Here is a 568-nt window from a genome sequence, read left to right on the forward strand (position 1 = left end):
ACCTAGCGAGGGTTGACCGCGAGGTGTGCGTCGCCCGCGCTGGCGAGGCGAGCCTCGGCTCTGCGGCATTCGCCGCTGCGCTTGGTCGCCCAGAGATCAGGGATGAACAAGGGGCGACCCTGCGTCAAGCACTGGACCGGGGCGCGTTCGGCGTGCCGACCATCGTTGTCGGCAACCGGCTCTTCTGGGGCAATGACCAGGTGGTGCTGCTGCGCCACCACCTGCGGCGACTGCTGCCAGGTCCCTCGGATGGCGATTAGCGCCGCTTCGGCCGAATGAAGACCCATCAGTGGCGGTGGCCACGGTGGTGGTGTCCGCCGGGACGATGGTGGTGCCCACGACCGCCTCAATACCGCGGGACGGGCACGTACGGCGCCGGGCCGTAGGCCCGGTGGGCAGGCGCCACCCCATAGCAACAGGCGGTTTTCAGAATGTGCGTGCGAGGCGGCCTGGAACCAGGACCAGGGCGTGCCCTCGCGCAGGAAACTCCGCAGTGTTGCGACCACCCGCATGGCCTCGGTTGGTGGGTGGTCGGGGCCATGCCCTGACGGGCGGTCGCACGCGTCGA

Annotated in this window: 1 protein-coding gene; it reads left to right on the forward strand. The window is 69.5% G+C overall.

The genetic code is table 11. The features are described from left to right. Window positions 1–260 (forward strand): DsbA family protein (locus Q7A36_RS40700; RefSeq protein WP_305109469.1); only part of this gene is annotated, 260 nt, incomplete at its 5' end. Window positions 261–568: the final 308 nt, after the last annotated feature.

Origin of the sequence: Paracraurococcus lichenis (genome assembly GCF_030657435.1) — a bacterium.
Taxonomy (GTDB): domain Bacteria; phylum Pseudomonadota; class Alphaproteobacteria; order Acetobacterales; family Acetobacteraceae; genus Paracraurococcus; species Paracraurococcus lichenis.